The sequence below is a fragment of the Flavobacterium sp. 123 genome, assembly GCF_003634825.1.
In the GTDB taxonomy this organism is placed as follows: domain Bacteria; phylum Bacteroidota; class Bacteroidia; order Flavobacteriales; family Flavobacteriaceae; genus Flavobacterium.
The window spans coordinates 868639-894429 of the sequence record NZ_RBXD01000001.1 but is presented as its reverse complement, the minus strand read 5'-3'; the positions used below and the strand labels follow the sequence as shown (position 1 = coordinate 894429).

Sequence of the window (25791 nt, the reverse complement as noted above, 5' to 3'; positions counted from 1 at the left end):
GTTAAATGCTATGATATAAATATCCTAATAAATTATAATATGGCAAAAAAAAACTGCTCAATCACAAATTTTGGATGAGCAGTTTTTTTATAGGTTGGGTTTATACTAGAAACCTAAATCTTTTTTTACATCAGCAGTCAAGTTAGGACCATCAGCAAGTAAAAGTGTAGAACCATCAAGAACATATTGGAACCCTTTAGCTTTTCCAACTTTTTGGATTGAAGCTCTAACTTTTTCCATTAATGGTTTAACGATATCAGATTCTTTTTGTTGTAATTCTTTTTGAGCATTGTCTCTATAATCAACAATTCTTTTTTGCATTTCTTGAACTTCTTTTGAACGTTCTCCATTTACAACTTCTGTTACTGTTGCAGCTTCTTTTTCATATTGAGCTAATTTAGCTTGGTATTCAGTAACCATTTTTTTGTAATCTGCATCGTAAGTAGTACTCAATTTATCTAATTGCTTTTGAGCTTCTAACATTGCTGGCATTTTTGACATAATATCACTAACATCTACATGAGCAGTTTTTGCTTGAGCAGAAATTGTTTGGCTTGCTCCTAAAATAAGTATTGCAGCAATTAATAAAGTTTTGATTTGTTTCATCGTGTTTAAAATATTTAGTAATTAATTATTAGTTTGTTTTTTGTTTTAATTTTTCTTCGTTTGCTTTTTTCAGAACTTCTCTTTCTTCTAATACTTTTTTCTTTCTTTCTTCTAAAGCTTTTTTTCTTTCTTCGAGTACTTTCTTACGTTCCTCAATTAGTTTTTCTTTAGCGTCTGTTTGTTTTTTAGTAGCTTCTTCTGGAGTTACTTTTGCTTTTTCGCTAGTTGTGTCAATTGCTTTTTCAGCTTCTTTTAGAACGTTAGTTTTATCATTAGCTGTAACAGTTGTTTTTTTAACAGCCTCTCTATCTTCTAATGCCTTTTTCTTTTTGTCTTCTATAACTTTTTTACGTTCTTCAAGAGTTTTTTTACGTTCTTCAAGAATTTTAGCTTTAGCATCAATTTGTTTTTTTCGTGCTTCTTCTGCAGCTATTTTTGCTTCTTCATTTGAGTTGTCTAATCCCGTTTTTACTTGATTAGTATCCCCTGTTTTAGCAGAGGCAGAAACCGTGCCATTTTTTTTAGCTTCACGTTCTGCTTGAAGTTGTTTTCTTCTTTCTTCAAATTCTTTTTTCTTTTCTTCCTGAAGTAATTTTCTGTCAGCAAGTATTTTTTCTCTTTCTGCTTTTCTTTGCTCTAATATTTTTTCTCTTTCCGCTAATGCTGGATTTTCATCTATCGCATCTTCTTTGTTCTCTTTAGCTTCTTCAGCAGCAAGTTGTTTTTTTGTCAGTTCTTCTCTTTTTTCTGAACGGTTTAAAACGCGCAAAACTTGATCACTTATGTCAAATCTTTTGGAAGCAAAAAGCATGGTTAAATCCGAAGATTTGTCAAATATAAAATCATATTTTAATCTTTCTGCAATATCTTGAACAGCTGTAAAAACTTGATCTTGGATTGGTTTTGCCAAAACTGATTTTTGTGAAATCAAATCGCCATTAGCTCCAAATCTTTTTTGTTGGTATTCCAACCTCTCATTTTCTAAAAATTTGATTTCAGATTCTCTTTCATCAATAAGCTCTCTTGTCAATAAAGGACTTTCTGCTTTTAGTGCTTCTTTTAACTTGTCAATCTCAATTTTTTTGGATTCAATTTCTTGTTTCCATTTTTGTGCTTTTTCTTCTAATTGCGCTTGAGCTTCAGTATAATTGGGTACATTTTGTAAAATGTATTCCATATCAATATAACCAACTTTGTTTCCTCTAGTTTGAGCCTCAATAGTAGAGGCTGCAAAAAGGGCTAAAAATAGAAATAAAAAATGTTTTCTCATAACTTTATTGTTTTAGAAAAATTCGTTTCAAATTTTTAAAACTGTTGTCCTATTATAAAATGGGTTTCCCATCCATTTGGTTTTGTTTGTCCTGGTAAAGCATCAAAACCATGTCCAAAATCAATTCCTAATAATCCAAAAGCAGGCATAAATACGCGTAAACCAAATCCTGCTGAACGATTTAACGCAAAAGGATTATAGCTTTTGAAATTTTCATATGACGATCCTGCTTCTAAAAAAGCTAAACCATAAATGGATGCTGATGCTTTTAAGGTTATTGGATAACGCATTTCTAATGAGAATTTATTGTATACCGTAGCACCAATTTGTTCTCCTTTACTATTTACAGGAGTCAAAGAGTTGTTAGGATACCCTCTTAATTGTATCGTTTCTCTACCGTCCATGGAGTACATTGCCATTCCATCTCCACCTAAATAAAATCTTTCAAAAGGAACTAATCCTCTTTCTTGATTATAGGCACCCATAAATCCAAATTCTGATAAAGTTCGTAATACTAATTTACCATAAATTTTTGTATACCAATCTGCTTTGAATTTAATTTTATAATATTCTAACCAATTAAATTTCTTTTGGTCTACTAATGCTGGGTCTGCGGCAGCGTCTTGATAATTAGCAACACTGTTAGGATATGGATTTGTTGTTGATGGAATTGCTTCTAAGTAATCTCCTTTATTTACTTGAATTCCGTTTACTCCAGTATAAGTTGTTCCAGTATATTTATATTTATAAGCTTCAGTATCTCCTAGAGAAGCGTACTTAACTCCATTTAAAAGGGAATAAGGAGGTGTTAGTTTAGCTGTTAAGCTAAATTCAGATCCGTAAGTTGGGAATATTGGATTTACCCCTTTGTTACTTCTTGTTAAACCAATAGTGTATGCTAAATTTCTTGAAGCTCCATTACCAAAAGTAAATAATCCTGTATTGTAATTATTTAAATCGTAGTGTTGAAAACTAACAGATTGTGATAATACAAAATAATCATCCGGTACAGTCAGTCTTTTTGCCAATCCAACAGATAATGTTAAGATATTGAAACTTTTACTTTTATCTACTTTATAGGTTACATAATTGTTTGAAAACTGCTTGCTGTAAGATATCGAAGAACTGAATTGTACTGGTTTTTTTCCTCCAAACCATGGTTCAGAAAACGACACACTATAGGTTTGGAAATAAGTACTTCCTTGTAAACGCAACGATACTTTTTGACCATCTCCCATAGGAAGTGGTTTGTAAGCTTCTTTGTTTAGCATGTTTCTTGCAGAAAAGTTGTTGAATGATAATCCAAGCGTACCGATGAATCCGCCTCCACCATAACCTCCTTGAAGTTCTATCTGGCTGGATCCTTTTTCTACTAAATTATATTCGATGTCAACTGTTCCAGCTCCTGAATCCACATTCTTAAATTTAGGGTCAATAGCTTCTGGATCAAAAAATCCAAGTTGTCCAATCTCACGAATAGTTCTAACAAGTTCTTCTTTGCTATATTTTTCTCCTGGTTTAGTTCTTAGTTCTCGGTAAATAACACGGTCGTTTGTTTTGTCATTTCCAACAACTGTAATTTTATTAAAATAAGCTATAGGTCCTTCTGTTACACGTATTTCAAAATCGATAGTGTCGTTTACGGTTTTTACTTCTACTGCATTGATGTTAGAAAATAAATAACCATTATTTTGATATAAATTTGTAATATCTTCACCATCAGGTTTTGATTTATCAGCAATTCTTTTTTCTAATAAAACACCATTATAAACATCTCCTTTTTTAACTCCTAAAACACTGTTTAGACCTTGATCAGAGTATACTGTATTTCCTAAGAATTTGATATTTCCAAAATAATATTTGTTTCCTTCATCAACTTTTATTTTTATGGCTAATGCTTTTTTGTCTTTGTCATAAGCCACAGAATCAGAAAGTATTCTAGCATCTCTATATCCTTTTTCTTTATAGGCATCAATTACTTTTTCTAAATCTTTTTTGTATTTGTCTTTAATGAATTTCGAAGCTTTTAATAAGCGAGTAGTTTTCTTTTGCTTCGTGTCTTTCATTGCTCCGCGCAAGGTTTTGTCGCTTAGTTTTTTGTTGCCAATAAAATCAATTTCGTCAATTTTTATTTTGGTTCCTTTGTCAACATTGATGACCATGTTGACTAGATTTACTGTAGTTGTATCAACTATTGTATTGATGTTTACTTTAGTATTGTAGTATCCATCTTTTTTGTATTTGTTTTCAATGTAGTTTTTGGTAGTAGTAATTAAGTTTTCGTTTACTACTTTATTCTTGGTAAGGCCGTTGTCTTTTATTAAAGACTCTGTTTTATTTTTCTTAACACCAACAAATTTTACTTGACCTAATTTTGGTAATTCTTCCAGATTTAAATCTAAGAAGATGCTGTCGTTTTCAATTTTATTAACGTAAAAAGAGATTTCATTGAATAGCCCTAATTTACCAAGCTTCTTTATAGCGCTGCTAATTTCTTCACCTGGAACTGTTATTTCCTGACCTTTTTGAAGTCCTGAAAAGGTAACTACGGTTTGATTGTTAAAACTTATTTTGCCAACAACTGTTACGTCAGCTAGGATGTATTTTTTTCCTTGATCAAAAGGGACTCTGTCTTGCGCTTTAATTTGAGAAAAACTTCCAAAAATCAATAGGGTAAGGACTATTTTTATGCTTTTATGTAACACTAAAAAATTATTTAATTTGTTCACTTGTTTTTCCAAATCTACGTTCTCTTTTTTGATAACTAATGATAGCCTCATATAAATCTTCTTCTTTAAAGTCCGGCCACAAGATATCAGTAAAATATAATTCTGCATAGGCAATTTGCCAAAGCAGAAAGTTACTTATTCTATGTTCTCCACTTGTTCGTATTAATAAATCTACATCCGGTAAATTTTGCGTGTAAAGATGCTCATTTATAATTGAATCGTCAATAGCGTCTATTGAAATTATATTATTTTTAACTTTATTACTGATGTTTCTTACAGCATTTGCTATTTCTTCTCTTGCACCATAACTTAAAGCTAAGGTTAAGGTCAGTCTGGTATTGTCTTTTGTTTTGGCAATAACATCTTGAAGTTCTTTTTGAGCGGATTTAGGTAGTTTTTCTAAATTCCCAATAGCATTCAGTTTGATGTTGTTGTTTTGTAAAGTTGGAAGTTCTTTTCTTAAAGAGTTTATTAATACCTTCATCAAAGTTTCAACTTCTAGTTTTGGTCTGTTCCAGTTTTCGGTAGAGAAAGCATAAAGAGTAAGGAAATCGATGCCTAATTTTGCACTAGCTTCAATGATTAGTTTCACTGATTTTGTTCCGCTTTCATGACCAAAAGCTCTCAATAGTCCTTTTTGTTTTGCCCAGCGTCCATTGCCATCCATTATAATGGCTAAGTGTTTAGGCAATTTAGTGCTATCTATAGTATTTAGTAAATCCATTTTTTTATTCTGCACAATAACAAGGTTTCATACCAAAGGTATAGGTTAAGGTAAGTCCCGAAAAAACATACCAGTCATTATTATTTAGGTTTCCAAACTGGAAGCTTTGTAAATTCTCATTTGTTGGATTACTTCCGTCGATGTCATCTGCAAAAGTGTATCTTGCTCCAACCTCTAAACCTAAAACAAAATTAGAAGTTATATTTGATTTCACACCTAAAATTATCGGTATTGCTAAAGTTTTATGACTAGCATCCTGATTTGTTCTTCCGTTAACTATAAATAGACCGTCATATTTGACATAACTCAATCCGGAATAAACATATGGAGTGAATTTTTTTTCTTGTTTATGATGAAGATTAAAGTCGAAAAAATTGAATTCTAAACCTGCAGAAAATTCTTTTATATTATTTTCAAAAGCATACCCTCTTTGATTTCTTCCAATTTCTTTAGAATCAAGGTCATTGGCCCCAATTTTTGACTGTGTGTATGAAAATCTGTAGGCATGTCTTGGGCTTTTGTTCCATTTGTATAGCAAACCTATTGCCGGTTCATTTGGTGAAATATAGGTAGTTGCGCCAACATCTCCCACAAAATTACTTCCACCAAGAAACACACCAATTTCATGAATCTGAGCATGGGTGGCTAATAGTGGGAATAAACAAGATAACAGAAGATAAACTTTATTCATTTAAGTAAAAATTGCGTGCAAATATAATAATTATCAATACGATTCAATGTCCAATATACTAAATATGGCTTTTTTTGAATGTAGAATCAATTAATTACCGTTTGACTGGTTGTAGATTTAGCTAAAACGGAAAAAATAGTACTATTCGTATGATTTGAGTTTGAATAAAAATTTAATTTCTTTTGTCCTCTCCCCAGAGTAATTTGTTACGAAGTGTTTTTAAAAATGTTTCTTCTGGAATTTCTACCATATTGATATGAAATGGAGTTTTTCTGATGGTAAGAATGGATTCGTTCTTAACCGATGCTACTCTTGAATCTAAAGAAACTAAATATTGTTCTTCACGTCCTGAGACTTTTAATTTAATTTCGGTTTCATCAGGAACTACTAGTGGTCTTGCATTCAGGTTGTGTGGAGCAATAGGAGTTATGACTAAACTTTTTACGGTGGGCGTCAAAATAGGGCCTCCGCAACTCAAAGAATAACCTGTAGATCCTGTAGGAGTTGAAACAATAAGTCCATCTGCCCAATAGGAAGTCAAAAATTCCTCATTTAAATAGGTTTCAATGGTAATCATCGAAGTGGTGTCTTTTCTGCTAACTGAAATTTCATTCATAGCAAAATTGATGTCGTTAAATGCTTCATTTTCAGGAGAACAAGATAAACTTAATAACGATCTTTCAGAGGTTGTGAATTTTTTCTCAATTATAAATTGCATAAACTCCTCAATGTTTTCTTTTTGAACCGTAGCTAAGAAACCCAGTCTGCCAGCATTTATACCTAATATAGGTACACCAGAATCTCTAACTAATGTGGCTGCTCTCAGGATGGTTCCGTCTCCACCAATACTGATAAGCATATCAAAACTCTTGTCTAGTTCCTTGTGTGATGAGAATGTATTGTATTTTTCATGGATGATTTTTTTCTCATAAAGCATCTTTAGAAATTCCGCTTCAATAACCATCTCAACATTGTTCTTGTTGAAAAAAACAAAAATATCTTTTATAATTGGTTCTGTACTTACAAGGTAATACTGTCCGTATATAGCTACTTTCATTAGTGTTTTGTTGGTTAATTGCTCCGTGACTTATTCTAAAAATAAACGATGAACTATATATTTAAGTATTTGTCTAAATAATCAGAACGCTCTTTTAAGTTGTTTATATAATTATCTTCATGATGTTCGGATACAATTTCATAATTATACCTTCTAAAAGTCTGAATGATTTCATTCATAGCGCCCAAACTTATTTTGATAGTAACTTCTATGCTTTCAGCGTCAGAATCGGATATGAATAAGCCTAGAAGTTTTCCGTTATTACTTTCAATAATTTGAGTAATTTGGCTCATGGAATAGTCCAAAATTCCTTTTTTGATGATAATAATTCCTCCGGCTTCTTTTAGAAAAGGCGTTTCATGAAAAAATTTCATGATATCCTCTATCTCATAATAACCAACGTATTTATTGGTTTCATCTAAAACAGGGACTAAATTTGTGTGGTTTTTGGCAAAAACTTCCAAAACATCTAACCAAATCATATTTGATCTAGCAAAAAAATGTTCCAAAGTATATTTATAATCACCAACTTTTTTATCCGTATCAAAAGTCTCTAAATCATCCGCAGCAATACTACCAATATAAATTCCCTCTTCAACAATTGGAAAGTGTGAAAAGTGTAAATCTATAAAAAACTCTTGAGCAGCCGCGATAGTTTCTTGACTGTCAATAGCTCTAAAATCATTGGTAATATAGTTTGTAATTTCTGTCATAAATCAATCAGCGATATTTCATGCAAAATAATCAAAAATAAGCAAAAACTCCTAAGTTTTACTTTGTATTTTTGCTCCCATAAAATAGTTTTATCAAAATCAATATCAGTTTATATGACAAAGTTAAGTGTAAATATCAATAAAATTGCAACTTTAAGAAACGCTCGCGGTGGGAATGTTCCTGATTTACTAAAAGTAGCAGCCGATATTCAAAAATTTGGAGGACAAGGAATTACAATTCATCCGCGTCCTGATGAAAGACATATTCGCTATCAAGATGCGCGCGATTTGAAAGCTATTGTTTACACGGAATACAATATTGAAGGCAATCCAGAAAAAAGTTTTATGGATCTTGTTCTCGAAATAAAACCTACTCAAGTTACCCTTGTTCCTGATGCTGTTGATGCAATAACTTCAAATGCGGGTTGGGATACCGTAAAAAACGAGGCGTATTTAACTGAAATAATTCAAGAATTTCAACGAAACGGAATTCGGACTTCTATTTTTGTAGATCCTGTTCTCGAAATGATTGAAGGAGCTAAAAAAATTGGAACCGAAAGAATTGAATTGTACACAGAAGCTTTTGCACATGAATATGGATTAGGTAACGAAAGAGGAATTGATCCGTATGTGAAATCAGCAATATTAGCAAATGAACTTGGACTAGGAATTAATGCAGGACATGATTTAAGTCTAGATAATATTCAGTTTTTCAACCAAAATATCCCAGGATTATTGGAGGTTTCCATAGGGCATGCCTTAATATCAGAAGCTATTTATCTTGGATTGGACAATGTGGTTAATATGTATTTGCAAAAATTAAAATAAAATGATTTATTCAAAAATAGAAGGTTCTGGTAAACCACTTTTAATCATTCATGGATTTCTAGGAATGTCAGATAATTGGAAAACTCTTGGGGCGCAATTTGCCTCTGATGGCTTTCAAGTGCATTTACTGGATTTGCGTAATCACGGACGAAGTTTCCATTCAGAAGAGTTTAGTTACGACTTAATGGTTCAAGATGTATTCGAATATTGTGAATATCATAATCTGAAAGACATTAATATTATTGGACATTCTATGGGAGGGAAAGTAGCAATGCTTTTTGCTACAACATATCCAGAATGGGTTGATAAAGTTATTGTTGCGGATATTGGACCTAAATTTTATGCGCCACATCATCAGGATATTTTAGCGGGATTAAATGCAGTTGATTTTTCTGCAAAGCCAAGTCGAAATGCAGTTGAAGAAACCTTATCTGAATATATAGCTGATTTTGGGACTCGACAATTTTTGATGAAAAACCTTTATTGGCAAGAACCGGGGCAATTAGCTTTCCGATTTAATTTAGCCGTTTTCAATAAAAAAATTGAACAAATAGGAACGCCATTGCCGGATGATAATATTTCAACTAAACCTACACTTTTTATTAGAGGAGGAAATTCGAATTATATTTTAGAGGCTGATTTTGAAAACATAAAACATCATTTTCCTAATTCAACTATCCAAACAATTCCTAATGTTGGACATTGGCTTCATGCCGAAAACCCATCTTTGTTTTATGAATTGAGTAGTAATTTTTTAAAAGCAGATTAAAAATTATTGGATTTTTAACTACATTTAATAAATTTTAAAAAAGATTCCTATGAAATTAGTATTCAGAATTCTTGTCACAGCTGCCCTAGTTTTGTTTATTGCTCACTTTATGCCTGGTGTTCATGTTGCCGGATTTACAACTTCAATTATTGTTGCGCTTGTTTTAGGGTTGTTAAATATATTTATAAAACCTATAATGGTACTGCTTACATTGCCGTTTACCATTGTTACTTTCGGTTTGTTTTTGTTGGTTATTAATGCTTTGATAATACTATTGTGTACTAAAATTGTGGGAGGATTTAGTGTTGATTCTTTTTGGACAGCCCTTTTGTTTAGTATAATATTGTCGCTTTCACAATCAATTATGAATGGTATAATTGGAGATAAAAAGTAAGAATATCTTTTTTAATTTAACAGTTTTATAACGGTTTCAAATCGATAATTTCGTAAATTTATAACCAATAAAGATATAAATGACTCGAAATTTTTTCATATTACTAATGTTGCTATTTGGTCTCTTTTTAGTGCCAAATGAAACCATTGCATGTACTATGAAAGTAGAAAATATGGGTTGTAACAAAGTGTCTTCTTCTGAATCGAAATCTTGTTGTAAAACTCACGATAATTCGAGTACCAAGCAAAACAGCGGTTGTACTGGTAAATGCAATCATTCAACCACATCTTCAATATTTCATTTTGGGGTTATTCAGCCCATCCCTATGGATATAAAAGTCAATCTTGTTTGGATTGAGAAACAAAATTTTTATTATTCAAAAACAACCATTTCTTCCGGTTATAGTTCTATTTGGGTTATTCCTAAAATAGCATAAATGTTTTTTGAATAGCCATAAATATGTCTTTTTGAGGTTTTTGAAAGGAAACAATTAATCAAGAAGCAAGTTTAAAATAACAACAGTAATTTAATAAAAACCGAGCACCTATTTTTGTTGAAGAATAGTAGTGCCAAGCAAATGTATAATTAATAAAATTCGTAAAAATGAAAAAAATGATTATCGTACTAAGCGTATTCTTAGCCGTAAGTTCAGCTTTGTCAGCACAAGAGACACAAAAAATCACTAAAAAAGAAGCTCAAAAAACAATGTATACCTGTCCAATGCACCCAAAAGAAATGAGTGACAAAGAAGGTAAATGTGGTAAATGTGGAATGGAATTAGTAAAAAAAACAGAGTTAAAACATAATACTGCTATAAAAGGAAGTCAGATGAAAAAAACGACCGAAGCAAAATATATTTGTAAAATGGACGGAACCACTTCTGATAAACCAGGTAAATGTTCTAAATGTGGAATGAAAATGAGCATGAAAGAAGGCGATATGAAGCATGATATGAAACATGATATGAAACATGACATGAAAGATGAACATTAAAAAGTGTATTAAATCGGCTCTGTAAATATTCAGAGCCGATTTTTTTTTATTTTAATATGGAACATACCTATATAATAACTGGAATGAGTTGCGACGGTTGTCGCTCAAAAGTTGAAAAAACCTTAAATGCTATAGAAGGAATTGAAGCAAATGTTTCTTTGCAACCACCAATAGCTACTTTAAAAATGAAAAAACATATTCCAATTGCTCAATTGCAAGATGCATTATCAGCAGCTGGAAAATATACAATAACAATCAATAATTCAGAGTCTCCTACTGATAAGCCCGAAACAAAATCCTGTTGCGGCTCTAAAAAACAAGATGCTATCGAAAATGTAGTCTTTGCAGATGATGCTAGGGGTAAATACTATTGCCCTATGCATTGTGAAGGCGAAAAAGTATATGATAAACCTGGAAGTTGCCCGGTTTGTGGAATGAATTTAGAAAAAATTCCTGAATTAATTACTATCAAAATAAAATATACCTGCCCGATGCATCCCGAAGTAATCAAAGATGGTCCTGGTTCGTGTCCCATTTGCGGTATGGATTTAGTAACAATGGAGCCTACCGATTCTGAAGAAAATAAGATGTATAATGATTTGGTACGCAAAATGAAAATAGCAGTTTTATGTACTGTTCCTGTTTTCATTATTGCCATGTCAGACATGATTCCCGATAATCCATTAATGAAAATTTTGAGTACTGAAAATTGGAATTGGGTGCAATTGCTATTATCGCTTCCTGTAGTTTTCTATGCAGGTTGGATGTTTTTTGTTCGTGCTTGGAAATCAATTATAACATGGAATTTAAACATGTTTACACTCATTGGAATTGGAACTGGAGTTGCTTTTCTATTTAGTTTATTTGGGATGTTTTTCCCAGCTATTTTCCCGGCAGAGTTTAAAACACATAACGGAATGGTTTCACTTTATTTTGAAGCCACCACAGTAATATTGACTTTGGTTTTATTGGGTCAATTACTTGAAGCTAGGGCGCACAGTCAAACCAGTGGAGCTATAAAAGAATTGTTGAAATTAGCACCAACCGAAGCGGTTTTGGTTCTTGATGGGAAGGACAAGGTAATTTCTATTCATGATATTAAGAAAGGCGATTTGTTGCGTGTAAAACCTGGAAATAAAATTCCTGTCGATGGAAAAATAACCGATGGCGAAAGCACGATTGATGAATCGATGATTACAGGGGAGCCTATTCCTCTTGATAAAAAAACAGGAGACAACGTTAGTTCTGGAACTATTAATGGAAATAAATCTTTTGTGATGATTGCCGAAAAAGTTGGTTCAGAAACCTTGCTTTCGCAAATTATACAAATGGTTAATTCAGCCAGTCGTTCAAAAGCTCCAATCCAAAAACTAGCAGACAGAATAGCGAAGTATTTTGTGCCAATTGTGGTTTTTGTTTCGGTTGTTACTTTTTTTGTTTGGGCAAAATTTGGCCCAGAACCGGCACTTGTTTATGGATTAATTAATGCTATTGCTGTTTTAATTATTGCTTGTCCCTGCGCTTTGGGATTAGCTACGCCTATGTCCGTAATGGTTGGTGTTGGTAAAGGAGCACAATCAGGAGTTTTGATAAAAAACGCTGAAGCATTGGAAAATATGAGTAAAGTAAATGTTTTAATTACAGATAAAACAGGAACAATCACAGAAGGAAAACCTTCGGTTGAAAAAGTATTTTCTTTAAATAATGACGAAGATTCTCTGTTGCAAAGTATCGCCTCTTTAAATCAGTATAGCGAGCATCCTTTGGCGCAAGCCGTAGTTAATTTTGCGAAAGCGAAAGGAGTTTCATTAATCGCAGTCAAGGATTTTGAAGCAATTTCCGGAAAAGGAGTCATTGGTACGGTTGAAAATAAAAAAGTAGCCCTTGGGAACAAAAAATTAATGGAACAAGTAAAAGTTTCCGTTTCGGAGGAACTTGAAAATAAAATAGTTACGGAGCAAAAACTAGGAAAAACAGTTTCTTACATTTCAGTGGACGGACTTGCGGTGGGATTTGTGTCAATTTCTGATGCTATAAAAACAACAAGTGTTGAAGCCATAAAAGAACTGATGCGCCAAGGAGTAGAAGTGATTATGCTTACTGGCGATAACGAAAATACGGCGAAAGCTGTGGCGTCAACATTGCATTTGAGTTCGTATAAATCAGGTTGTTTGCCGGAAGATAAACTGAAGGAAATTAAACGCTTACAGTCCGAAGGGAAAATTGTTGCCATGGCGGGCGATGGGATAAACGATGCTCCAGCTTTGGCGCAAGCCGATATTGGAATTGCCATGGGAACGGGAACTGATGTTGCTATTGAAAGTGCTAAGATTACTTTGGTAAAAGGAGATTTACAAGGCATTGTAAAAGCTAAAATGTTGAGTCAGGCCGTTATGAAAAACATAAAGCAAAATTTATTTTTTGCCTTTTTTTACAATGCATTGGGTGTTCCTATTGCCGCGGGTGTTTTGTATCCTGTTTTTGGAATTTTACTTTCACCTATGCTTGCAGCTTTAGCCATGAGTTTTAGTTCGGTTTCAGTAATTGGGAATGCGCTTCGATTGCGAAATAGTAAGTTGTAATTTAAATTTGGAATTTTGACGCCTTCATTTCATTTTGGTTAACTATTATTTTGACTAATTTTGAAAAAAATACTTTATGCTCCAACTTTCAGAAATCTGGATTTATCCAATAAAATCATTAGGCGGAATTAAACTTCAGCAAGCACTAGTAACGGATCGCGGTTTAGAACACGATAGACGCTGGTTGTTAGTTGATGAAAACGGATTGTTTCAGTCGCAACGAGAACATCCAGAAATGGCTCTTTTTCAAACGGAAATTGAGGGCGATTTCTTGTCTGTTACACATCGGTTTAAAGAAGATAAAATCCAAATTCCGCTTTTACAATCTTTCTCCGAAATCGAGAAAAGGATTCGAGTAACCGTTTGGGATGATGTTATTGAAGCGTATGAAGTGAGTAAAGAAGCAAATGATTGGTTTACAAAAATGCTGGGATTAAAAGTAAGGTTAGTCTACATGCCCGAAGATAGTCATCGAAAAGTGAGTCCAAAATATGCTATTACTGGAAATGAAATCAATTCTTTTTCGGATGGATATCCTTTTTTAGTGATTGGGCAAGCTTCGTTGGAGGATTTGAATTCGAGGTTGACTGCAGCAGTTCCTATGAATCGGTTTCGTCCTAATTTTGTTTTTACAGGAGGTAAACCTTATGAAGAAGAATCTTGGAAAGAAATTAAGATTGGAACGGTTTCTTTTTTTGGAGTAAAACCCTGCGGACGCTGTGTGGTAATTACAATTGATCAAGAATCAGGTAAAAAATCGGGAAAAGATCCGCTATTAGCCCTTTCAAAATATAGAAAAGTCGGGAACAAAGTCTTGTTTGGTCAAAATTTGTTGGGTGTACAAAACGGTTCTTTAAATGTGGGAGATGAAGTGCAAGTTTTGAGTAGCAAGTAAAACTAGGTTGGTTAAATTTGCTAAATTATTTTGTGTATGTTTTAGTAGTTGTTATGTGTTTTTATATCTTTTTAGCAATACTTATTTTATTGTCAATTGCGTCAAAATATTCAACGTAGTCATTTAAATCGCCATCAATCCAACTTAACATTTCATAGATTTCATTTTTGATATTTTCTGCATATGTAAAATCTATTACATTCCCGTTAAAACAAATAGGCTCATTATGATAAACTCTATTTCTGAATTCTCTTATTCTATTGAGTTTTTGACTTATTTTGTTTCTATTAGTTTCTGCTGGTTTATTATTAAATGAGTGTATTACGATTCCACCAATAAGTCGATAGTGATGCGTGTCAAATAGACTTGTCCAAAAACCAAAAGATTGTTCAGCAACAACTTTTCCAGCGGTTAATAATCCTCCTTTTCTTTTTATTGTTCTTTCGGCACTTAGGATTGAATTTTTAAGAAAAAATCTTGAGCCAGTTAATGAAAGGTCGCTCATAAAACCATTTTTCTCGGTAATTATCCAATTTGGATTTGCAAAATGTGCTGATACTTGGTAATTACAAATGTTTCTTAAAAATATTTCAAATAAATTTAATATGGGATAAAACGATTGTGAAACCCTTAAGTTTGCACGGTATAATTTTTGAGCTTTTATTTTCGAATTACCAGAAGCTAATAGAAATTTGTTTAATCTAGGTTGAGAAAGATAGTATTCAAGCTTATTATATTCCATTAATTTTTTCTTAAAAACATTGATTTTACAAAAATCAATGTTTATATTTGTACTGTAATGCTTAATCAAGCCTCTTTTCTTATAAGAAAACGTAATTAAGTGAAAGATTTTACTTAAGCTCTTTGGTTCTTCCAAGGAGCTTTTTTAATATTACGCAAAACGGTTTGGGAATTTGCGTTCGGGCGGGAAATCAGCACAAAAGTTCAATAAAATTACTGCTGTTGAACCTTGCACAAATGTTCAATTTAGCACTGAAGCCCAGCTTTTGCAAAACCCCTGTTGGTAGCAGTGCATTTTGTCAACCGAGTGTTTTTAAAATCTCCATTCCTTCGTCCCAATTTGTGTGTCCCGAAACTGCATTGATATGTCCTGCGTTACCAATATTTATAAATTCACTCCCCCAACTGTTCGCAAAAAATTTTGCTCTATCCAACGAAACCCAAATGTCGTCTGCACTTGCAACAACGATTGTTTTAAAATTTATTTTGTCAAGTGGAATTGGTGCAAAACCTGTCGCCGGAAAAGTGTATTGTGGTGCTTCAAGGTCGCTTGGTGCAACAAGTAATGCACCTTTAATTTGTCTCTTGTACTTTGTCGCCCAATGTGTAATTGTCGAGCAACCTAAACTGTGTCCAATAAGTACAACAGTTGAAAGGTCAAACTCTGAAACTTTCTTGTCAATAGTTTTTATCCATTCTTCACAAGTTGGTGCGTCCCACTCTTGTTGTTCAATTCTATAAAAATTGTCGCCTGAATTTTGAAAATATGTCTGCCAATGTTCTGGTCCTGAATTTCCAAGTCCTGGCACAAGTAAATAATTAGTCATTTAGTATAAATATTTTTTTTACTTTGAATTTTAGTGTTTTGCCGATTTGCATTGCTACCAACTACTTTATACACGTATAAAACCACCTCTTTTTGTTATAAATTGGCATGTTATGCGCATGTTTGTTTCGTTTTAGCTATTTCAAATATATTAAATTTTTTCTTACAAAATATAAAAACAACTTAATATTCTTGAATACTTCGGCTCGCGTGAAGGATGGCAGTGGAGCTCTTTTATGGGCTGCTTTTTTTTGGCAGGCCATAAAAAGCGGGAACGTACAGCCTGACCCGCAGTTGCGAGAAGGAACAACGAAGCAATCTGGAGGGTCACGCCCAAATTATTTTCTGTTTTTGTGTTGGGATTTGGTCAAATAACCGTTTAAAATTCAGTCCCGTCCTGTCCTTACGCTTTGGGATTAGGATCGTGAATAAAAAGCTTGTTTGGGTTGTAAAAATTTTATAATTTTGCAACCCAATTTTATTATGTAAATTAAAGAAGAAGATGGATATCAAAAGAGTAGCTATAAACGCTGTGAATGAAACAATTGTAATGACTGTTGTTCACATGGATTACAAAGGACAAGTAGCAAAAAGAATAAATGAAAAAATGCCTTTAGCTACTGTTAAAGGATTTAGAAAAGGACAAGTGCCTAAAGATCTTGTTGAAAAACAATACGGTCGTGCTATCAAACAAGAAGAAGTAAAAAAAGTTGTTGATTTAGCTTTGGAGCGTTTTGTGCAATCGGAAAGATTAAATCTTCTTGGAACTCCTCTTGCAAAAGAAAACGAAAACTTGGATTGGGATGCTGAAGAATTAGTATTCGAATACGAAATTGGTTTGGTTCCAAATTTTGAATTGGACTTAGACGCTAAAAACGATATTATTAAATATGTAGTTACTGCTGACGATAAATTAATCGATGGTCAAGTAGCACGTATCCAAAAACAATTTGGAAAAGCAATTGCTCAAGAAGTTGTAGCAGCAGATTCAGATATTACTGGAACTTTTTCAAATGAAGAAAAAGGAATCAATAACGCAACTACTATTGCTTTGGATCTTTTTAAAGACAAAGCTACTGCTGATACATTCATTGGTAAAAAAGTAGGTGATGTTGTTACCGTAAATACGAAAGGTTTGTTTGAAGATGATCATCAATTAATGGATTACCTAAAAGTAAGTCATGATGATGTTCATGGATTAGATGTTGATGTTGATTTCACAATCGAAGCAATCAATACTGCTGAATTAGCGGAATTGAATCAAGAATTGTTCGACAAATTGTTCGGAGAAGGAAATGTAGCTACTATTGATGACTTGAAAGCAAAAATTAAAGAAGATGCTGAATCTCAATTTGCGCAACAAGCAGATCAAAAATTATTAGGTGATGTAACTGAGTTCTTAATCGAAAATACAAAATTCGATTTGCCTGCTGAATTCCTTAAAAAATGGTTGCAAACTGTAGGGGAGAAAAAACTTTCTGCTGAAGAAGCTGAAGTAGAATATGCTCGTTCTGAAAAAGGATTGCGTTTTCAATTAATCGAAGGAAGAGCAATGGCACAAAGTAACATTCAAATCACTTTTGAAGATTTGAAAACGTTTACTACTAATGCAATCAAACAACAAATGGCACAATTTGGACAAACAAATCCTACTGACGAAGAAGTTCAAGGAATTGTAGCAAGAGTTTTGTCAAATCAAGAAGAAGTAAAAAGACTTTCAGATCAAGTTGTAGCAGCTAAATTGTTAGAATTGTTCAAAGAAAAAGCAAATCCAACAACTAAAGAAGTTACTTATGAAGAATTTATTGCCGCTTCATACGGAGAATAAATTTTAGTCATAAAGTCAAAAGTCTTAAAGTTTAAAGTCAAAAATTATGATTTTATTACAAAGACTAAACAATAAAAAATAGTTATATTTGAGCGTCAGAAAAAATATTTTTTGGCGCTCTTTTGTTTAATAAGTTTCAGATTTCAAGAGCTTGAAATCTGAAACTTATTAAACATTTAAAGAAGACAAATTGGCATCATTTATAGAAAGGTATGAACTTTGCCTTAAGGATTAACTGACTTTCAGACTTTAGACTTTCAAACTTTTAAACATAAAAAAAATGAACTACGGTAAAGAATTTAAAAAATTTGCTACAAAGCACCAAGGAGTAAATGCCCTATATTATGACAAAATAGTAGGCGCTATGACTCCTAAAAATATGACTCCTTATATTATTGAAGAACGTCAGTTGAACATTTCACAATTAGACGTTTTTTCAAGATTAATGATGGACAGAATTATATTCTTGGGAACAGGAATTGACGATCAAATTGCTAACATCGTTCAAGCACAATTATTATTCTTAGAAAGTGCAGATGCTTCAAAAGACATTCAGATTTATTTGAATTCTCCAGGAGGAAGCGTTTACGCAGGACTAGGAATCTACGACACAATGCAATACATCAAACCAGATGTAGCAACTATTTGTACAGGAATGGCAGCTTCAATGGGAGCAGTACTTTTATGTGCAGGTGCAGCAGGAAAACGTTCGGCATTACCACATTCAAGAGTAATGATTCACCAGCCATCAGGTGGTGCTCAAGGAGTTGCTACAGATATGGAAATCAACTTACGTGAAATGTTGAAATTAAAAGATGAATTGTACAAAATCATTTCTCACCACTCCGGACAAACTTTTGAAAAAGTACATAACGATAGCGAACGCGACTATTGGATGATTGCTGAAGAAGCAAAAGCATACGGAATGATTGATGAGGTTTTAATAAGAGGATAAATTATTAGTCGAAAGTCAAAAGTCAAAAAGTCAAAAGCATTGCTAAGACTTTACGACTTTTGGCTTTATGACATTAGACTAAAATAATGGCAAAAGTAATATTAGAGTGTTCGTTTTGTGGAAGAAAGAAGCCAGAAACCAATTTATTGATTGCTGGTATCAATGCACATATTTGTGATAAATGTATCGAACAAGCGCACGGAATAGTTTTGGAGGAATTAAAATCCAGTGGAAGTTCAAAGCTGATTGGAGATTTGATTTTGAAGAAACCAAAAGAAATTAGAGCGTTCTTGGATCAATATGTAATTGGGCAAGACCAAACTAAAAAAGTAATGTCGGTTGCCGTTTACAATCACTACAAACGATTGATGCAACAGCAATTAGACGATGAGGTTGAGATTGAAAAAAGTAATATCATCATGGTGGGACAAACCGGAACTGGAAAAACATTAGTGGCTAAAACCATTGCAAAAATGTTAGATGTTCCTTTGGCTATCGTAGATGCGACAGTTCTTACAGAGGCAGGTTATGTTGGGGAAGATGTGGAGAGTATTTTGACACGTTTGCTTCAAGCTGCTGATTATGATGTAACCAAAGCAGAACGTGGAATTGTATTCATTGACGAAATAGATAAAATTGCTCGTAAAAGTGACAATCCATCTATTACACGTGATGTTTCTGGTGAAGGAGTGCAACAAGCATTATTGAAACTATTGGAAGGAACCGTTGTAAATGTGCCCCCAAAAGGAGGACGTAAACATCCAGACCAAAAATTTGTTGAGGTAAATACGCAAAATATTTTGTTTATTGCTGGTGGTGCTTTTGATGGAGTTGAACGTATTATTTCAAAACGATTGAACCGTCAAGCGGTTGGTTACAGTACATCTAAAAATGTAGATAATATTGACAAAGACAACTTGTTGCAATACATTATCCCAAAAGACATCAAAGATTTTGGATTGATTCCAGAAATTATTGGTCGTTTACCAGTTTTGACACACATGGATCCTTTGGATAGAGAAACCTTGCGCGCAATTTTGACACAACCTAAAAATGCTTTAATCAAACAATACGAGAAATTATTTTTGATGGATGATGTTGAATTCACTATTACAAATGAGGCCTTGGATTTTATTGTTGACAAAGCATTAGAGTATAAATTAGGTGCTCGTGGATTGCGTTCTTTGTGCGAAGCTATTTTAACCGATGCGATGTACGAATTACCAAGTTCTGATACTAAAATATTAGAAATTGATAAAGAATATGCAAAAGAAACCTTGAATAAAAATTTATTGAAACGATTGGAAATTGCATCATAAATAATTTCAGGCTCAATAAAAAATCAAATAAAGCTCAAAAATGTATGTTTTTGAGCTTTATTTTTTAAATTTGTGAGCTCAAAGTAAGATTTATGGCAAAGTTTAAATTCGATTTAGGAAAAGGGATTTTAGATTATCTTAGTAAACATCCCAATAGTTCGTCAAAAGAGATTCATGAAGGATTAGGTACTTTAGTAGCTTTTGCAACTATTAAAAGAACTATTGCAACACTATTACTCCAGAATTTTATTGTAACAACTGGAAGAGGAAAAGCAACTAAATATTCTATAAGTGAAGGCTTAGATGTTTTTTTTCCAATAGATATTGAAACTTATTTTGAAAAAGAAATTGATGAAAGGCAAATAAAAGAGGGGTTTAGTTTTAATTTAATTAAAGAAACCCTGATTACCGTTTCGTTATTTACTAATGATGAAATTATAAAATTATCCCATCTGCAAAATGATTTTAGTGAAAACACTTTAAAATTGACTGCAGTTGAATATAATCAAGAATTTGAGAGGTTAGCCATTGATTTAAGTTGGAAATCTTCCCAAATAGAGGGCAATACCTATTCATTATTAGAAACAGAAAGATTATTAAAAGAGAAAGAAACAGCAGCAGGTAAAACTAAAGATGAGGCTGTTATGTTGTTGAATCATAAAGCGGCATTAGATTTTATTTTAGATAATCCTGATTATGTAAATCCTTTGACAGTTTCACGAATAGAAGATATTCACAGCCTGCTCATAGAAGGTTTAGGTATCGATAGAAATATCCGAAATAGAAGAGTGGGTATTTCGGGAACAAATTATAAGCCTTTAGATAATGAATTTCAAATAAAAGAGGCATTAAATGACATGTGCGACCTTATTAATGCTAAAGATAATATTTTTGAAAAGGCATTGTTAGCCTTAGTTTTGTTGTCTTATATTCAGCCTTTTTCAGATGGAAATAAGCGTACAGCAAGAATAATTAGCAATGCTATTTTGATGCATAATAAATACTGTCCGTTATCGTTTAGAACTGTAGATTCTATTGATTATAAAAAAGCAATGCTTGTTTTTTATGAACAAAATAATATTAGCGCTTTTAAGAAAATATTTATAGAACAATTTGAATTTGCAGTAAAAACCTATTTTTAATTATGACCATTAGCTTGAATAAAAATTTATTGAAACGATTGGAAATTGCATCATAATTGAAGTTCTGATAAGGATTGATTGTAATCTTTTCTAAAAAATATAAAACCTGTTCATTCCTTTGAGCAGGTTTTTTTATGGATTATATTTTGATTTCAATAGAGAGCCAATTTTAAATATTTTGTAAATTTATATTCGGAAATTCAAAAAGTAAATTTAAAATGATAACAGTAGAAAGTACAATAAACGCTTCAATTGAAAAAGTATGGGAATTATGGACGGTTCCAGAACACATCATGAAATGGAATAATGCTTCTGAAGATTGGCATACGCCTTTTGCAGAAAATGACTTGAGAGTTGGAGGGAAATTCAAATATACGATGGCTTCAAAAGAGGGAACAATGAGTTTTGATTTTGAAGGAATTTATACAACTGTGATAAATCATTCTTTAATTGAATACAAACTTGCTGATGATAGAGAAGTAAAAATTACTTTCGAAAATCATGGAAATAAAGTAATGCTTACAGAAAAATTCGACCCTGAAACAGAAAATTCCGAAGCATTACAACAACAAGGTTGGCAGGCAATCTTGGATAATTTTAAAAAATATGTTGAAACTTCTACTTTTTAAAAACAAATAAAATGACAAAACAAATCTGGCTTAATTTACCCGTAAAAGAGGTGGCGAAATCAAAAGAGTTTTTTACTAAGATTGGATTTTCTTTCCATGAACAGCAGGACACACCACATTCCTCATGTTTGTTAGTTGGAGCAAGTAATTTTGTCGTCATGCTTTTTGAAGAATCAATGTTTGAAGGTTTTGTTAAAAATAAAATTACAGATACGCAGTCAAGTTCTGAAATTCTAATTTCTATTGATGCAGAAAGTAGGGAAGAAGTAGATGAATTTGCAAAAAAAGTAGAAGAGGCTGGAGGCACCGTTTTTGCTAGACCATCTGAAAATCAAGGTTGGATGTACGGTTGTGGTTTTTCGGATTTAGATGGTCACCGCTGGAACATGTTGTATATGGATTTTAGTAAAATACCAAAGCAGTAGTTTTTTAAGTCCATTAAAAAAGCAAAATGATTGCATTGGAATTTGCAATCGATAAGAATGTTTCTAAAAAAGAAAATAGTAATCTTATAAATAAAATTATGGCATCAATTAATCCGTATTTAATTTTTAATGGAAATTGCGAGGAAGCATTTCTGTTTTATCAATCTGTATTTGGTGGGGAATTCCCTTATATCGGAAGATTTAATGATATGCCACCAGCAGAAGGAAATCCCATACTTTCTGAAGAAGATGGGAATAGAATTATGCATGTTACATTACCAATAAGTGATGGATATGTATTGATGGGTAGCGATAGTAATTCCGCAAGTGGGGAAGTTGCTTTTGGGGCGAATGTTTCACTTTCAATTAATGCTAAAAGTAAAGAAGAAGCGGATAAATTGTTTAATGGACTTTCTGCAGGAGGATCAGTTACTATGCCAATGAATCAAACTTTTTGGGGAGCTTATTTCGGTATGTTTGCAGATAAATTTGGAATCCATTGGATGGTGAATTTTGATGAAAACGAAAATAATTAGTATTGGAACAAATGAAAATCTAGTCTAAAATTCGATTAAGATTTTTTAAATTTTACCTTTTCTGGAATTCAATTCTGGAAAAGGTTTTTTTATAGCGGAGTATTATACTATCTAAAATTTCTGAGGGATTAACTATAAGGTTTGAATCTTGATTTTCTCTTTGTGAAAAAATATAGGATATTCTTTTTTATCAGCAATAGATTGCCGATTTTTGCCTACTCAAATTAATATAAGACAAAAATGGCTATAGAAGATAAAGAAGTTATTTTATTAAAAGTTTCTGGACAAGACAAACCTGGAGTTACTGCTGGTTTAACATCTATATTAGCGACTTATGATGCCATTGTTTTAGATATTGGACAAGCAGATATTCATGATACCTTATCTTTAGGAATTTTATTCGAAATAAAAGCGGGGTCTTCTTCTGGGCCAGTTTTAAAAGATTTATTGTTTAAAGCGTATGAATTAGAAATTAAAGTTAAGTTTATTCCAATTTCTATTGCTGATTACGAAATTTGGGTAAAAGCACAAAGCAAACAACGTTACATTATTAATGTTTTGGGCGAAACTTTAACGGCGAAACAATTGGCAGCTGTGACTAAAATAATGTCCAATCAGAATTTGAATATTGATTCTATCATCAGATTGACAGGTAGAACTTCGGTGGTTGAAAAAGAAGATTATCCTCGTTCTTGTGTGCAATTATCCGTTACAGGTACCATTGAAGATAAAGCATTGATGACGGCTAGTTTCATGGAAATTTCCAGAACATTAGATGTAGATATTTCTTTTCAAGAAGATAACATGTATCGACGAAACAGACGCTTGGTTTGTTTTGATATGGATTCTACTTTAATCCAAACAGAAGTAATCGATGAATTAGCAGAATTAGCAGGAGTAGGTGAACAAGTAAGAGCAATTACGGAATCAGCTATGAATGGAGAAATTGATTTCAGCGAAAGCTTCAAAAAACGTATGGCGTTGTTAGAAGGATTGAGTGAAGATGTTTTGCATAATGTTGCTATTAATTTACCTATAACAAAAGGAGCGCATCGCTTGATGAGAGCTTTAAAATATTACGGATATAAAACGGCTATTCTATCAGGTGGATTTACTTATTTTGGTCATTATTTACAAAAGGAATTAGGAATCGATTACGTATTTGCTAATGAATTAGAGATTAAAGATGGTAAATTAACGGGCAACTATATAGGTGAAATTGTTGATGGCCAAAAGAAAGCAGAATACCTAAAGGCAATTGCTGACAAAGAAGGGATTCACATCAACCAAACCATTGCGGTGGGTGATGGTGCAAATGATTTACCTATGTTGAATTTAGCAGGTTTAGGAATTGCTTTTCATGCTAAACCGACAGTGAAAGAAAATGCAGCCACTTCCATTTCTAGTTTAGGTCTTGACGGTATTTTATATTTATTAGGCTACCACGACAGACATATTGATATGATGCAAGAGTAGTAAATAGTGAAATAAAATAAAAAGACCGTCCGAAAATCATTTTCAGACGGTCTTTTTTATTTTTTCATTTTTATATGGTTTGAAACTGCATGCTTTTTAGTTGTTCCAAATAATCTCTTTGGTTTGATAATCTAGGGATTTTATGTTGTCCACCTAGTTTGTCTCTTTCTTTTAACCAATCATAAAATAAATCTTTTCGTGCAATATTTATGATTAATGGATTCAGAGTCATGTTATTGTAGCGCTTCGCTTCGTAGTCCGAATTTAAAGATTGTAATGTTTGATCCAGTATTTTTTGAAAAGCACCAATATCAGTTGGATTTTTCTTGAATTCAATCATCCATTCATGCGCCCCTTTTTCTTTTTCTTTCATAAAAACAGGAGCTACAGTATAATCAACAATTTCTGTTTGTGTGAATTGGCAGGCTTTGGCAATTGCCTGATCCGTATTTTCGACCATTAATTCCTCACCAAAAACATTGATATGGTGTTTTGTTCTTCCTGTAACTCGAATTCGGTAGGGTTTCAATGAAGTAAAACGCACAGTATCTCCAATTAAATAACGCCATAAACCAGAATTAGTAGTAATCACCAAGGCATAATTTTTGAAAAGTTCTACATCGGCTAAACGAATAATTTTTTGGTCAGGTGTGCCAAAAGTGTCCATTGGAATAAATTCATAGAAAATGCCGTAATCTAACATTAACAACAAATCACTGGAATTATTTAAATCCTGAATGGCAAAGAAACCTTCCGAAGCATTGTAAATTTCATAATATTTGAAATCGCTTTTGGGTAGAATTTTTTGATATTGTTCTCGATAGGGTTCGAAATTTACACCGCCATGAAAATAAACTTCTAGGTTGGGCCAAATTTCGAATAGATTTCCTTTTCCTGTTTCTTCTAAAACTTTATTCATTAAAACCAAAAGCCAAGAAGGAACTCCAGCAAAACTGGTTACATTTTCTGTTTTAGTTTCATTTATAATCGCAGCGATTTTGGATTCCCATTCGCTCATTAGGGATGTTTTATTGCTTGGAGTACTGCTGAATTCAGCCCAAATAGGCATGTTTTCAATTAGTATAGCCGATAAATCACCAAAAAAAGTATTGTTGTCTTCGTATATCTGTGAACTTCCACCAAGGCGAAGACTTTTCCCTAAAAACAACTCAGAATCTTCATTATTGTTGAGATACATGCACAATAAATCCTTGCTTCCTTTATAATGACAATCCTCTAAGGCCTCATTACTTACGGGAATAAATTTACTTTTAGCATTAGTAGTTCCGCTAGATTTTGCAAACCATTTTATGGGTGTTTCCCAAAAAACATTTTGCTCTCCTTTTCGAGTTCTTTCAATTAAAGGCTGTAATTCTTCATAAGTTGAAACAGGAACTCTTTCAGAAAAAGTTTGATAGGAGTTTATAGATGCATAATCATATTGTAATCCAATAACTGTATTTTCGGATGCACGAATTAAGTTCATTAACAACTCTTCCTGAACTTCATTTGGATATTTCAAGAAAAGCTCAATTTGATGAATCCGTTGTTTCAGAACCCATGATGCAAATGAATTAATTATTGGTAGAGGCATTTTTAAATTATGAGTTATGAATTATGAGTTATGAATTATAACTTTACCAAAAATAACAAATTTTGTTTA

At 32.7% G+C, this 25791-nt stretch carries 25 protein-coding genes; 15 read left to right on the top strand and 10 right to left on the bottom strand.

What is annotated here, in order from left to right; translation table 11 throughout:
• Nucleotides 1–105: 105 nt before the first annotated feature.
• The 7 genes from C8C88_RS04075 to C8C88_RS04045 form a co-directional block, all read right to left on the bottom strand.
• Complete coding sequence (locus C8C88_RS04075) at nt 106–606, bottom strand: OmpH family outer membrane protein (protein WP_121336892.1); 501 nt, start codon at nt 604–606, stop codon at nt 106–108.
• 28 nt (nt 607–634) lie between these two features.
• Nucleotides 635–1876, bottom strand: coding sequence for an OmpH family outer membrane protein (locus C8C88_RS04070; RefSeq protein ID WP_121336891.1), 1242 nt, complete (start codon nt 1874–1876; stop codon nt 635–637).
• Nucleotides 1877–1911: 35 nt separating this feature from the next.
• Nucleotides 1912–4656: an outer membrane protein assembly factor BamA gene (gene bamA / locus C8C88_RS04065; RefSeq protein ID WP_121336890.1), complete on the bottom strand. Its 2745-nt coding sequence runs from the start codon at nt 4654–4656 to the stop codon at nt 1912–1914.
• Complete coding sequence (locus tag C8C88_RS04060) at nt 4589–5329, bottom strand: isoprenyl transferase (RefSeq protein WP_121336889.1); 741 nt, start codon at nt 5327–5329, stop codon at nt 4589–4591. The genes bamA and C8C88_RS04060 overlap by 68 nt, the downstream gene beginning before the upstream one ends.
• 4 nt (nt 5330–5333) lie before the next feature.
• A complete protein-coding gene (locus tag C8C88_RS04055) occupies nt 5334–6020 on the bottom strand; it encodes a DUF6089 family protein (protein ID WP_121336888.1) in 687 nt (228 codons plus the stop codon).
• 172 nt (nt 6021–6192) lie between these two features.
• Nucleotides 6193–7077, bottom strand: a complete 885-nt coding sequence (locus tag C8C88_RS04050) for an NAD kinase (protein ID WP_121336887.1) — start codon at nt 7075–7077, stop codon at nt 6193–6195.
• A 53-nt stretch (nt 7078–7130) separates the two neighbouring features.
• The gene (locus C8C88_RS04045) at nt 7131–7790 is read right to left on the bottom strand and encodes a CBS domain-containing protein (RefSeq protein WP_121336886.1); all 660 of its coding nucleotides are present in this window, start codon (nt 7788–7790) and stop codon (nt 7131–7133) included.
• Nucleotides 7791–7904: 114 nt separating this feature from the next.
• Here C8C88_RS04045 and C8C88_RS04040 point away from each other — a divergent pair, with 114 nt between their 5' ends.
• From C8C88_RS04040 to C8C88_RS04010, 7 genes are all read left to right on the top strand, one after another.
• Complete coding sequence (locus C8C88_RS04040; protein ID WP_121336885.1) at nt 7905–8618, top strand: pyridoxine 5'-phosphate synthase; 714 nt, start codon at nt 7905–7907, stop codon at nt 8616–8618.
• A 1-nt stretch (nt 8619) separates the two neighbouring features.
• Nucleotides 8620–9387, top strand: coding sequence for an alpha/beta fold hydrolase (locus tag C8C88_RS04035; protein WP_121336884.1), 768 nt, complete (start codon nt 8620–8622; stop codon nt 9385–9387).
• Nucleotides 9388–9436: 49 nt separating this feature from the next.
• Complete coding sequence (locus tag C8C88_RS04030) at nt 9437–9781, top strand: phage holin family protein (protein WP_121336883.1); 345 nt, start codon at nt 9437–9439, stop codon at nt 9779–9781.
• Nucleotides 9782–9860: 79 nt separating this feature from the next.
• On the top strand, nt 9861–10217 hold the full coding sequence (locus C8C88_RS04025) for a hypothetical protein (protein ID WP_147403440.1): 357 nt from the start codon (nt 9861–9863) through the stop codon (nt 10215–10217).
• Nucleotides 10218–10384: 167 nt separating this feature from the next.
• Nucleotides 10385–10774: a heavy metal-binding domain-containing protein gene (locus tag C8C88_RS04020; protein WP_121336881.1), complete on the top strand. Its 390-nt coding sequence runs from the start codon at nt 10385–10387 to the stop codon at nt 10772–10774.
• A 56-nt stretch (nt 10775–10830) separates the two neighbouring features.
• Complete coding sequence (locus C8C88_RS04015) at nt 10831–13356, top strand: heavy metal translocating P-type ATPase (RefSeq protein ID WP_121336880.1); 2526 nt, start codon at nt 10831–10833, stop codon at nt 13354–13356.
• A 76-nt stretch (nt 13357–13432) separates the two neighbouring features.
• On the top strand, nt 13433–14251 hold the full coding sequence (locus tag C8C88_RS04010) for an MOSC domain-containing protein (RefSeq protein ID WP_121336879.1): 819 nt from the start codon (nt 13433–13435) through the stop codon (nt 14249–14251).
• A gap of 61 nt (nt 14252–14312) precedes the next feature.
• Here the strand turns inward: C8C88_RS04010 and C8C88_RS04005 are convergent, their stop codons facing one another.
• The gene (locus tag C8C88_RS04005; RefSeq protein ID WP_121336878.1) at nt 14313–14993 is read right to left on the bottom strand and encodes a hypothetical protein; all 681 of its coding nucleotides are present in this window, start codon (nt 14991–14993) and stop codon (nt 14313–14315) included.
• A 298-nt stretch (nt 14994–15291) separates the two neighbouring features.
• Entirely contained in the window at nt 15292–15819 is a 528-nt protein-coding gene (locus C8C88_RS04000) for an alpha/beta hydrolase (RefSeq protein WP_121336877.1), read from the bottom strand.
• 501 nt (nt 15820–16320) lie between these two features.
• Here C8C88_RS04000 and C8C88_RS03990 point away from each other — a divergent pair.
• The 8 genes from C8C88_RS03990 to serB all read left to right on the top strand — a co-directional run bounded on the left by C8C88_RS03990 (nt 16321) and on the right by serB (nt 24128).
• Nucleotides 16321–17646, top strand: a complete 1326-nt coding sequence (locus C8C88_RS03990) for a trigger factor (RefSeq protein WP_121336875.1) — start codon at nt 16321–16323, stop codon at nt 17644–17646.
• 280 nt (nt 17647–17926) lie between these two features.
• Nucleotides 17927–18601 (top strand): ATP-dependent Clp endopeptidase proteolytic subunit ClpP, encoded by a 675-nt coding sequence (clpP, locus tag C8C88_RS03985; protein ID WP_121336874.1) that lies wholly within the window; start codon nt 17927–17929, stop codon nt 18599–18601.
• 86 nt (nt 18602–18687) lie between these two features.
• Entirely contained in the window at nt 18688–19920 is a 1233-nt protein-coding gene (gene clpX / locus C8C88_RS03980) for an ATP-dependent Clp protease ATP-binding subunit ClpX (protein WP_121336873.1), read from the top strand.
• Between the two features lie 92 nt (nt 19921–20012).
• On the top strand, nt 20013–21062 hold the full coding sequence (locus tag C8C88_RS03975) for a Fic family protein (protein ID WP_121336872.1): 1050 nt from the start codon (nt 20013–20015) through the stop codon (nt 21060–21062).
• 218 nt (nt 21063–21280) lie between these two features.
• Nucleotides 21281–21691 carry an SRPBCC family protein gene (locus C8C88_RS03970; RefSeq protein ID WP_121336871.1) on the top strand — a complete coding sequence of 137 codons (411 nt, stop codon included), beginning with the start codon at nt 21281–21283 and terminating at the stop codon, nt 21689–21691.
• 11 nt (nt 21692–21702) lie between these two features.
• The gene (locus C8C88_RS03965; RefSeq protein WP_121336870.1) at nt 21703–22116 is read left to right on the top strand and encodes a VOC family protein; all 414 of its coding nucleotides are present in this window, start codon (nt 21703–21705) and stop codon (nt 22114–22116) included.
• A 98-nt stretch (nt 22117–22214) separates the two neighbouring features.
• Complete coding sequence (locus tag C8C88_RS03960; protein WP_121338560.1) at nt 22215–22652, top strand: VOC family protein; 438 nt, start codon at nt 22215–22217, stop codon at nt 22650–22652.
• A gap of 240 nt (nt 22653–22892) precedes the next feature.
• Nucleotides 22893–24128: a phosphoserine phosphatase SerB gene (serB, locus tag C8C88_RS03955; RefSeq protein WP_121336869.1), complete on the top strand. Its 1236-nt coding sequence runs from the start codon at nt 22893–22895 to the stop codon at nt 24126–24128.
• A 70-nt stretch (nt 24129–24198) separates the two neighbouring features.
• Here the strand turns inward: serB and C8C88_RS03950 are convergent, their stop codons facing one another.
• Entirely contained in the window at nt 24199–25722 is a 1524-nt protein-coding gene (locus tag C8C88_RS03950) for a GH3 auxin-responsive promoter family protein (protein WP_121336868.1), read from the bottom strand.
• Between the last annotated feature and the right edge of the window lie 69 nt (nt 25723–25791).

Coding starts and splice junctions, on each gene's coding strand:
- C8C88_RS03950 (WP_121336868.1), bottom strand. CDS start 25,722: ATGCCTCTACCAATAATTAATTCATTTGCATCATGGGTTCTGAAACAA.
- bamA (WP_121336890.1), bottom strand. CDS start 4,656: ATGAGGCTATCATTAGTTATCAAAAAAGAGAACGTAGATTTGGAAAAA.
- C8C88_RS04075 (WP_121336892.1), bottom strand. CDS start 606: ATGAAACAAATCAAAACTTTATTAATTGCTGCAATACTTATTTTAGGA.
- C8C88_RS04010 (WP_121336879.1), top strand. CDS start 13,433: ATGCTCCAACTTTCAGAAATCTGGATTTATCCAATAAAATCATTAGGC.
- C8C88_RS04070 (WP_121336891.1), bottom strand. CDS start 1,876: ATGAGAAAACATTTTTTATTTCTATTTTTAGCCCTTTTTGCAGCCTCT.
- C8C88_RS04050 (WP_121336887.1), bottom strand. CDS start 7,077: ATGAAAGTAGCTATATACGGACAGTATTACCTTGTAAGTACAGAACCA.
- C8C88_RS04040 (WP_121336885.1), top strand. CDS start 7,905: ATGACAAAGTTAAGTGTAAATATCAATAAAATTGCAACTTTAAGAAAC.
- C8C88_RS03990 (WP_121336875.1), top strand. CDS start 16,321: ATGGATATCAAAAGAGTAGCTATAAACGCTGTGAATGAAACAATTGTA.
- C8C88_RS04000 (WP_121336877.1), bottom strand. CDS start 15,819: ATGACTAATTATTTACTTGTGCCAGGACTTGGAAATTCAGGACCAGAA.
- C8C88_RS04025 (WP_147403440.1), top strand. CDS start 9,861: ATGACTCGAAATTTTTTCATATTACTAATGTTGCTATTTGGTCTCTTT.
- C8C88_RS03970 (WP_121336871.1), top strand. CDS start 21,281: ATGATAACAGTAGAAAGTACAATAAACGCTTCAATTGAAAAAGTATGG.
- C8C88_RS04005 (WP_121336878.1), bottom strand. CDS start 14,993: ATGGAATATAATAAGCTTGAATACTATCTTTCTCAACCTAGATTAAAC.
- C8C88_RS04035 (WP_121336884.1), top strand. CDS start 8,620: ATGATTTATTCAAAAATAGAAGGTTCTGGTAAACCACTTTTAATCATT.
- serB (WP_121336869.1), top strand. CDS start 22,893: ATGGCTATAGAAGATAAAGAAGTTATTTTATTAAAAGTTTCTGGACAA.
- C8C88_RS04020 (WP_121336881.1), top strand. CDS start 10,385: ATGAAAAAAATGATTATCGTACTAAGCGTATTCTTAGCCGTAAGTTCA.
- clpP (WP_121336874.1), top strand. CDS start 17,927: ATGAACTACGGTAAAGAATTTAAAAAATTTGCTACAAAGCACCAAGGA.
- C8C88_RS04060 (WP_121336889.1), bottom strand. CDS start 5,329: ATGGATTTACTAAATACTATAGATAGCACTAAATTGCCTAAACACTTA.
- C8C88_RS03960 (WP_121338560.1), top strand. CDS start 22,215: ATGGCATCAATTAATCCGTATTTAATTTTTAATGGAAATTGCGAGGAA.
- C8C88_RS04030 (WP_121336883.1), top strand. CDS start 9,437: ATGAAATTAGTATTCAGAATTCTTGTCACAGCTGCCCTAGTTTTGTTT.
- C8C88_RS04015 (WP_121336880.1), top strand. CDS start 10,831: ATGGAACATACCTATATAATAACTGGAATGAGTTGCGACGGTTGTCGC.
- clpX (WP_121336873.1), top strand. CDS start 18,688: ATGGCAAAAGTAATATTAGAGTGTTCGTTTTGTGGAAGAAAGAAGCCA.
- C8C88_RS04045 (WP_121336886.1), bottom strand. CDS start 7,790: ATGACAGAAATTACAAACTATATTACCAATGATTTTAGAGCTATTGAC.
- C8C88_RS03975 (WP_121336872.1), top strand. CDS start 20,013: ATGGCAAAGTTTAAATTCGATTTAGGAAAAGGGATTTTAGATTATCTT.
- C8C88_RS04055 (WP_121336888.1), bottom strand. CDS start 6,020: ATGAATAAAGTTTATCTTCTGTTATCTTGTTTATTCCCACTATTAGCC.
- C8C88_RS03965 (WP_121336870.1), top strand. CDS start 21,703: ATGACAAAACAAATCTGGCTTAATTTACCCGTAAAAGAGGTGGCGAAA.